This is a genomic window from Actinoplanes sp. NPDC051633, assembly GCF_040681735.1.
GTDB lineage: Bacteria > Actinomycetota > Actinomycetes > Mycobacteriales > Micromonosporaceae > Actinoplanes.
The window spans coordinates 1-7,874 of the sequence record NZ_JBFAZH010000269.1 but is presented as its reverse complement, the minus strand read 5'-3'; the positions used below and the strand labels follow the sequence as shown (position 1 = coordinate 7,874).

7 protein-coding genes and 1 pseudogene are annotated in these 7,874 nt (G+C 73.7%); 6 read left to right on the top strand and 2 right to left on the bottom strand.

The genetic code is table 11. The annotated features are described in order from the left end of the window. A pseudogene (locus AB0M20_RS17185) lies at nt 1-713 on the bottom strand (ABC transporter permease); the annotation flags it as partial. 68 nt (nt 714-781) lie between these two features. Next, nucleotides 782-1,468, bottom strand: coding sequence for an ABC transporter ATP-binding protein (locus AB0M20_RS17180; protein ID WP_364299118.1), 687 nt, complete (start codon nt 1,466-1,468; stop codon nt 782-784). A gap of 140 nt (nt 1,469-1,608) precedes the next feature. On the opposite strand from AB0M20_RS17180, the gene AB0M20_RS17175 reads away from it, so the two are divergent. The 6 genes from AB0M20_RS17175 (at nt 1,609) to AB0M20_RS17150 (ending at nt 7,834) form a co-directional block, all read left to right on the top strand. Further along, nucleotides 1,609-2,859, top strand: coding sequence for a histidine kinase (locus AB0M20_RS17175; RefSeq protein WP_364299116.1), 1,251 nt, complete (start codon nt 1,609-1,611; stop codon nt 2,857-2,859). Continuing rightward, a complete protein-coding gene (locus AB0M20_RS17170; RefSeq protein WP_364299114.1) occupies nt 2,856-3,524 on the top strand; it encodes a response regulator transcription factor in 669 nt (222 codons plus the stop codon). Before AB0M20_RS17175 ends, AB0M20_RS17170 begins: the two co-directional genes overlap by 4 nt. Before the next feature lie 84 nt (nt 3,525-3,608). Continuing rightward, nucleotides 3,609-4,832: a sensor histidine kinase gene (locus AB0M20_RS17165; protein WP_364299112.1), complete on the top strand. Its 1,224-nt coding sequence runs from the start codon at nt 3,609-3,611 to the stop codon at nt 4,830-4,832. Next, nucleotides 4,829-5,512 carry a response regulator transcription factor gene (locus AB0M20_RS17160; RefSeq protein WP_364299110.1) on the top strand — a complete coding sequence of 228 codons (684 nt, stop codon included), beginning with the start codon at nt 4,829-4,831 and terminating at the stop codon, nt 5,510-5,512. The genes AB0M20_RS17165 and AB0M20_RS17160 overlap by 4 nt, the downstream gene beginning before the upstream one ends. Nucleotides 5,513-5,630: 118 nt before the next feature. Beyond that, the gene (locus tag AB0M20_RS17155; protein ID WP_364299108.1) at nt 5,631-6,413 is read left to right on the top strand and encodes an ABC transporter ATP-binding protein; all 783 of its coding nucleotides are present in this window, start codon (nt 5,631-5,633) and stop codon (nt 6,411-6,413) included. Beyond that, the gene (locus tag AB0M20_RS17150) at nt 6,410-7,834 is read left to right on the top strand and encodes an ABC transporter permease (protein ID WP_364299106.1); all 1,425 of its coding nucleotides are present in this window, start codon (nt 6,410-6,412) and stop codon (nt 7,832-7,834) included. The genes AB0M20_RS17155 and AB0M20_RS17150 overlap by 4 nt, the downstream gene beginning before the upstream one ends. Nucleotides 7,835-7,874 lie beyond the last annotated feature (40 nt).

Sequence of the window (7,874 nt, the reverse complement as noted above, 5' to 3'; positions counted from 1 at the left end):
ACCAGGACCGCCATCACGATGCCGAGCAGCGCGAAGGCGACCAGGAACGGCACGAAGACGGCCGCGTCCTCGACGGCGTGCTGCCGCACGTCCAGCCAGGAGCGGGCGCCGACGACCGCACCGGCCGGCAGCTTCGCGGCCACGGCGGCGCGGCCGGCCTCGACCTCGGCCGGTGTGCCGGCGGCCGCGAATCGATACACCATCAGCAACCCGTGTGAGGTGCCCGGCCCGTCGAGCGTGGCCACGGCGGACGGCAGCACCCACGCGCCGGCGGTGGCGCTCACCGACGTGGCCGTGCCGACCACGGTGAGCACGGCGCCGCCGGCGGTCGTGACCTGGGCGCCGATCGGCATGCGCACCGCGCCCTTGCCCATCACGATCTCGTCCGGGCGGGACGCCCACCGGCCGCCGGTCAGCTCGAGCCGGTCGAGGTCGCCGCCGGGGTCCGGACGGGCCACGACGGTCAACGACGGCATGCGCAGGCCTTGCGGGCCGTTGACGGCGACGACCAGCAGGGGGTACGGGCCGGCGGCGGCGACCACGCCCAGCGCCGACGCCGAGTCAAGGAGCTGCGCCTGGGTGGCCGAGACCGGATCCGCCTGCACGGACAGGTGCGCGCCTCGCTGGGCGGCGAACGCGTCGTCGAACGGCGCCCGGGACGCCACGAGCAGTCCCGCGCCCAGCACCGACGCGGTGACGGCCGCCGCTGCCACGAGTCCGATGACACCGGTCTGCACCCGGCGCCGGCGTATCCCTGATCGGATGACTCCGCGGAGGCCGCTCACCTCCCGGCCCCGACTTCCGCATCGATGCGACCGTCGCGCATGCCGATCGTGCGGGTGGCGCACGCCTCGGCCAGCCGGACGTCGTGGGTGACGAGCACGATGGTCTGACCCTCGGCGTGCAGGTCGTTGAGCAGATGCCGGACGTCCTCGCCGGAGGCCGTGTCCAGCGCACCGGTCGGCTCGTCGGCCAGCAGCAACGCCGGCCGGTTGATCAGCGCCCGGGCCACGGCGACGCGCTGGCGTTCGCCGCCGGAGAGCCGTCCCGGGTAGGCGCCGGCGTGCCGGGCGATGCCGAGCGAGTCGAGCAGCCGGGCCGCGTGCTCGCGCGCCGCCCGTCCGGGCGCACCGGCCAGCTGCGCCGGCAGCAGCACGTTGTCCAGCACGGTCAGGTCGTCGAGCAGGTTGAAGAACTGGAACACCAGGCCCACGTGTGCGCGCCGGAACCGGGCCGACGCCGCCTCGCCGAGCGTCTCCATCCGCGTGCCGGCGACGGTCACCGTGCCGTCGCTCGGCCGGTCCAGTCCGGCGATCAGATTGAGCAGCGTGGACTTGCCGCTGCCGGACGGGCCGAGCACCGCGACGGCCTCACCCGCCTCGACGGTCAGCGACACGTCACGCAGGGCGGGTGGTCCCTCGTCATAGCGGCGGGTCACCCCTCGCAGGGTGATCAGGGGTTCTGTCATGCCGGTGACGGTAGGAGCGCGGCCGCGCAGGGCGCGTCGGCACGGGGACTGATCTCTGGGCCGGCGTCATCCCTGAGAGGTAGTCGACTTGCACACCGCGACCGATGCCCGCGTGGGCGGGCAGCAGCGACAATGGGCCGATGAGACGGTTCGTGGCGGCGTGGTTGGTGGCGGCGCGGCCGCTGCCGAGACCCGGCTGGCGGGCGCTGCTGCTCGACGGCGCGCTGGCCGCCGCGCTCGGGCTCGCCTGCTATCAGGCCGCGACCGACGATGCGGCGCTTCCCCGCCCGCGGCAGCCCTTCCCGGCCCTTCCCGAGATCCCGGAGGTGGCGCAGCCGGGCTCGGACCTCGGCGCGCTGCTGCTGGTGTTCGTCCTGTGCGCGCCCCTGGTCCTGCGCCGGCGGTACCCGCTCGCGGTGCTCTGGACGACGATGGCCGCCGCGTCGCTGGTGCTGATCACGGAAGGCCCGCAGCAGCCCAACCTGTACCCGTGTGTGGTGCTCGCCGGCCTGGTCGCCGTCTACAGCGCGGCTGCGCACAGTCCCTACCGGCTGCCGGCGATGGCGACCGTGCCGGTGGCGGCGCTGCTGGTCACCGTCCTGCGCGGGCTGATGCTGATCGCGGTGCCCGCCGACTACCTGCCCTTCATCCTCCTGGCGCCGCTGGTCGCGGCCGCGGGCGGCCACCACGTGTGGCGGCGCCGGGCGGGCGAGGACCGGCAGCGGCTCGACGCCGAGGCACGCGCTCAGGAGCAGGCGCTGCACGACGCGGTCGCCGGTGAGCGGTCGCGCATCGCCCGCGAACTGCACGACGTCGTGACCCATCATGTGAGCGTGATGGTGATCCAGGCGGGCGCGGCCCGGGCCGTGCTCGCCGCCGAGCCGGAGCAGAGCCGGGAGGCGCTGCTCGCGGTCGAGTCGGCGGGCCGGTCCGCGCTGACCGAGCTGCGGCACGTCATGGGCCTGCTGTCCGAGCCGGAGGCCGGGCGGCCGGAGGATCCGCAGCCCGGCGTGGAGGACCTGCCCGCGCTGGTGGGCCGCATGCGCGACGCCGGGGTGGCGGTCCGGCTGACCGTCTGCGGCGAACACCGCCCCGTGGCGTCCGGCATCGGGTTGACCGCCTACCGCGTGGTGCAGGAAGCGCTGACGAACATGGTGCGGCACGCGCCGGACGCGGCCGGCACGGTCGTCGTCGAGTACACGCCGGAGACGCTGCGGATCGAGGTCGGCAACACCGAGCCCACCGCGGCGGCGCCTGTCGGCCTGACGAGCGGGCGCGGCCTGATCGGCCTGCGGGAAAGGCTGTCGGTGTACGGCGGGACGCTGCTCGCCGAGGCCCGGCCCGGCGCCGGCTTCCGGGTCGAGGCGCTGATACCGCTGGAGGCGGCGTGACGGTACGGGTGGTGGTCGCCGACGATCAGGCGCTGGTCCGCACCGGGTTCCGGATGATCCTCACGGCCGGCGGGGTCGAGGTGGTGGCCGAGGCGGCGAACGGTGCGGAGGCGGTCGCCGCGGTCCGGCGTACCCGCCCCGACGTGGTCCTGATGGACGTGCGCATGCCGGAACTCGACGGCCTGGAGGCGACCCGCCGCATCCTGGCCGGGGTGGACGGAGCACCGCGGATCATCATCCTCACCACCTTCGACCTGGACCAGTACGTGTACGCCGCGCTCGCGGCCGGGGCCAGCGGCTTCCTGCTCAAGGACGTGACGCCGGAGCACCTCGTGGCGGCCGTGCGCATGGTGCAGGACGGCGACGCGCTGCTCGCCCCCGCGATCACCCGCCGCCTGGTGCGTCGCTTCGCCCGCCGCGACCCGCAGGCGGCGACCCTGCACCGCGACCTGGCCGCGTTGACCCCGCGGGAGACGGAGGTGCTGCGCATGCTGGCCCGCGGCCTGAGCAACGCCGAGCTGGCGGCCGCCCTGCATCTGTCGGAGGCGACCGTGAAGACGCACGTGGCCCGGATCCTCGGCAAGCTCAGCCTGCGCGACCGGGTGCAGGCCGTCGTCGTCGCCTACGAGACGGGTTTGATCAGTCCCGGCTCCGCGGACGACTGACCCCGGCGGCTGAGCCGGAGGGCGGCTGACTGCGACCGTAGTCGGATGTCGGGGGCTCCGGTCGCGTCTACGGTGATATGCGCCATGTCTTCTCCACACCGCTTCGCCGCCCACCGGCTGCTGCACGCCACCAATCCGGCCGGCCGGATGCTGCGCGACGCCCGGCTCGCCGTGGGGCTGGCCGTGCTCGGCGTCGCCGTCTACCCGCGCCTGCCCAACGCGGCGCTCGTCGTGGCGATGTGTGCCCCGCTGGTGCTGCGCCGGGCCTACCCGTGGCCGGCGCTGGCCGCGTCGGGCGTCGCGGCCGCGGTTCACGTCGTGGTGCTGCCGGATCCGACGGCGTCGGTCGTGGCCGTGCCGATCATGGTGCACAGCCTGGCTCGCTGGTCCACGATCCGGGCGGCCCGGGCCGCGCTGGCGGTGGGCCTGATCGGAGCGGTGGTCGGGCCGGCCCGGTGGCTGACCGCCCATCCGGAACCACCGACCCTGACCGGCTGGGTGTTGGCGGTCGGCGGCTACGGCGCCGTCGTCATCGCCGCGTTCGTCGCCGGCCGGCAGGCCCGGGAGCGCGAGGAGCTCCAGGTGCAGCGGGAGCGGGACGGCGCCGAACGGCAGCGGTTGGAGCTGGCCGAGCGGGAACGCGCGGTCCGCCGCGCCGCCGACGACGAACGCCACGAGGTGGCCCGTGAGATCCACGACCTCGTGGCGCACTCGCTGGCGGTCATCGCCGTGCAGGCCGAGGGCGGCCGGGCGATGGCGGCGCGTCAGCCGCACCGGTCGGCGGAGGTCCTGACGGTGATCGCCGACACCTCGCGGGAGGCGCTCGACGAGCTGCGCCGGGTGGTGGCGATGCTGCGCCGGCACGAGCGCGCGCCGGAGGCCGTCTACCGGCCGGCCGTCGGGCTCGACGACGTCGGCGATCTGGTGGCCCGGCTCGACGGCCGGGCCGAGCTGTGCGTCCGGGGCGACCGGGACGGTGTGGGCCCGCTGGCCGGGTTGACGGTGTACCGGATCGTCCAGGAAGGCCTGACGAACGTGCTCCGGCACGCCGGCCCGGCCGCCCGCGCGGAGGTCGCCATCACCGTCACCGACGGCGAAGTCGCGGTCTACGTGGGCGACGACGGCCGCGGCGACGCCGCGGCCTCGGACGGCCACGGCACCGGGCTGGTGGCGATGCGGGAACGGGTACAGCTGCACGACGGCACCCTGAGCCACGGTCCGCGCGCCGGCGGCGGTTTCGAGGTGCGCGCGGTGCTGCCGGTGCCATCGGTGCACCATCCGGCCCGTGACAGCGGTGCCGGCGCATGAGTGTGTCGGTCTTCCTCGCCGACGATCAGCGGCTCGTCCGCGACGGGCTGCGCATGATGCTGGAAGCCGAGGACGACCTGACCGTCGTCGGCGAGGCGGGCGACGGCCTGGCCACCGTCACCGCCGTACGGCAGACCCGGGTTGACGTCGTGCTGATGGACGTCCGGATGCCGCTGCTGGACGGGGTCGAGGCGACCAGGCAGCTGACCCGCCTCGGCCACCCGGCCCGGGTCCTGATCCTGACCACGTTCGACCTCGACGAGTACGTGTTCGCGGCGCTGCGGGCCGGCGCGGCGGGATTCCTGCTCAAGGATGCCAAGCAGGAGGAGCTGCGATCGGCCGTCCGGGCGGTCGCCGGCGGCGGCGCCGTCGTCGCGCCGTCGGCCACCCGGCGGTTGCTGGCCCACCTCGGCGGCGCGCTGCCGGATCCGTCCGCGCGGCCCGACGAACGGCTGCAGCTGCTGACGCCCCGCGAGACCGAGGTGCTGCAGGCCATCGCGGCCGGCGCGACCAACGCCGAGGTCGCGGCCCGGCTGCACATGGCCGAGGGCACCGTGAAAACCCACATCGGGAACCTGTTGTCGAAGTTGCACTGCCGTGACCGGGTGGCCCTGGTCCTGTTCGCTTTCCAGACCGGTCTCGCCGGCCCGGCCGGGCCGGAACTGCCACCACGGTCGTAGCCCGCACCGCCCGCGACCGGCCCACGGGTCGATCTGCGGAGGCCCGCGGCCCGCATACCGTGAGCCGGCCGCCGCAGGACGACGGCGGCTTTCATGCTCGCGACAGGACGGGACCACGATGAACGTACGCGGCCACACCGCTGATCCCCGGCCACCGGCCGATCCCCGACCGCCGCAGGACGCGGCGGCGGCCGCGTTCGGGTTGACCAAGACATACGGTTCCGGTGACACGGCGGTGCGGGCCCTGCGGGACGTCACTGTCCACTTCGGACGGGGTACGTTCACCGCCGTGATGGGGCCGTCCGGCTCGGGCAAGTCGACCCTGATGCACTGCCTGGCCGGGCTCGACCGGCCCAGCGGCGGGCGCGTCTTCATCGGCGAGCGAGACATCACGGCACTGACCGATCGGGACCTGACCCGGGTACGCCGGGACCGGATCGGATTCGTGTTCCAGTCGTTCAACCTCGTCCCGACCCTGACCGCGGCGCAGAACATCCTGCTGCCCCTCGAGCTCGCCGGCCGGCGGGTGGAGCCGCCGCGGCTCGCCCACGTGGTCGACGAGCTGCAGATTCGCGACCGCCTCGACCACCGCCCGAGTGAGCTCTCCGGCGGCCAGCAGCAGCGGGTCGCCATCGCGCGGGCCCTGGTCACCGAGCCCGACGTGTTGTTCGCCGACGAACCGACCGGCGCGTTGGACTCCCGCACGGCGGCGACCCTGCTGAACTTCCTGCGCACGTCCTGCCGGGAGCACGGCCAGACCGTGGTGATGGTGACGCACGACCCGATCGCCGCCTCCTACGCCGACCGGGCACTGCTGCTGAGCGACGGCCGGCTCGTCGACGAGCTCGACCGCCCGAGCGCCGACACGGTGCTCGACGCGATGCGGAGCCTGGCCGCATGAGCGCCCTCGCCGGGACCGGCCGGCCGTCGCGGTATCCGCTGGCCCGCAACGCCGTGGCGGAGCTGCGCCGGCACCCGCGGCGGTACGTGTCGGTGGTCGTCGCCATCATGTTCAGCGTCGCTTTCCTGGTCGCGTCCGTGACCGTCGTCGCTAGCGAGAGCGCGACCATCGAGCGGGGCATCATCGCGCGCACGAAGAACGTGGACGTCGTGGTCACCGCCGACCTCAACGAACCGGGCGCGCACGCCGCCCTGGTCGATCGGGTCCGCGGGGTCGCGGGCGTCAGCACCGCGGACCTGGTCAACCTCTCCCACGGCCGGGTCACCGGTTCGTCGGAATGGGTGCAGCAGCAGTCGGTGCCGGATGATCCGAAGCTGTGGTGGACCCAGCTGGCGCAGGGGCGGTGGCCGGCGAGACCGGACGAGATCGTGCTCGGCACCGTCACCGGGCAGCAACTGAACCTGGGCATCGGGGACCGGATCACCATCAACGACAGCAGCTCGTCGGCGACCCTGACCGTCACCGGGCTCACCCACGAGGGCACCTCGCTGGTGACCGGGCTGGCGCAGTCGTCCTTCGTGCACCCGTCGTTCTACTCCGCCGCCGACTCCATCCACACCTCGCTGCAGACCGAGGTCCTGGTCATCGGCACCGGCGAGGTCTCGGCCGAACGCCTCGCCGAGCGGGTCCGGGCGGTGGCCACGGGCAGCCGGGTGGAGACCGCCGACGAGTTCGGCCGTCGCAAGCTGACCGAGAACACCAGCGGTGTGTTCATCCTCCAGTTGCTGCTGCTCGTGTTCGGCGCGATCGCGCTGCTCGTCGGCGGAATCATCATCGTGAACACGTTCCTGATCCTGGTCGCCCAGCGCCGCCGCCAGATCGGGCTGCTGCGGGCGGTCGGCGCCGGCCGCACCCAGATCCGGCGCAGCCTGCTCGTCGAAGCGTCCGCGATCGGCGTGGTCGGTGCGGTGCTCGGGATCGGGCTCGGCGTCGGCGCCGCCGCGGTGATCGCCGCCGCGATCGGGGAGACACTGGCGATCCCGGTGCGTCAGATCCTGGTCCTCGCGGCCGTGGGCGTCGCGGTCGCCGTCCTGTCGGCGGTGCTGCCGGCCCGCCGCGCCAACCGGATCACGCCGCTGGAGGCGTTGCGGCCGGTCGACGACCAGGTGACCGCACGGCGGACCACCGCGGTGCGCCGCGCCGGGTCGCTGGCGCTGTGCGCCACGGGCTGCGCGGGGATCTGGTACGGGCTCAGCGACGCGCCGTACGCCCTGCTCGCCGCCGTCGGTGGCGCGTTCGTCGCCGCCGTCGGACTGCTGTCCGCGGTCGGGCTGTTCCTGCCCTGGCTGCTGCGGGGGTTGAACCGTGAAAACGAGTTTCTTCTTGTCTTGATACTATATAGAAATAACTCAAAGAATTAAAATGTTTTAAAAACGTTGGTATGACAACATTTGTGTTGTT